A 551-nucleotide genomic window follows, 5' to 3' on the forward strand; every position below is an offset into this window, starting at 1 on the left:
ATCCAGCGTGGATAGCCAGCAACATGAGATGCTGTTAACCATGCTGATGACACCTGATGAGAGGGAATCATTAACTGCACGCGTTAACATTCTTAATGAGCTTCTCAAAGGGGAATTATCTCAACGTCAGATCAGTCAGATGCTTGGTGTTGGCATTGCCACGATCACTCGTGGTTCAAATGAGTTGAAGTCGAAATCCGAAGTGGAAAAAGACAAGCTGAAACTCTTATTAGAGCAAGTGGCTCAAGTCGCGAAGTAACAGAAAAGGGCGGAAATATCCGCCCTTTTTCGTATCTGGTAATTCGAATTAAAGATTGGCAGGGAAGTGGTCTGGATTCGTAAATGGAATCAGCGCCAGAATTAATGCTTGATGATACACCGAGCTACGAGTTAATTGGTTTTGGGTCAGCAAGCTGATTGCGCCGCCCTTTTGTTTGATGTTTTCGGTGCCAAATACTTTGTCCATCACATCACCAAGTTCATTAGCATCTGCAAGTTGAGCTAATACTTCTGGCGGTAGCATCAAACTGGCTGAGCGAGATTCTCCACGA

At 44.6% G+C, this 551-nt stretch carries 2 protein-coding genes; one reads left to right on the forward strand and one right to left on the reverse strand.

The annotated features are described in order from the left end of the window. Positions 1-259 (forward strand): trp operon repressor (gene trpR, locus R7O13_RS29930; protein WP_318305600.1); only part of this gene is annotated, 259 nt, incomplete at its 5' end. 48 nt (positions 260-307) lie between these two features. Here trpR and R7O13_RS29935 read toward each other — a convergent pair. After that, positions 308-551 (reverse strand): DUF84 family protein (locus R7O13_RS29935; RefSeq protein WP_318305601.1); only part of this gene is annotated, 244 nt, incomplete at its 5' end.

Source organism: Vibrio sp. Y176 (genome assembly GCF_033438945.1).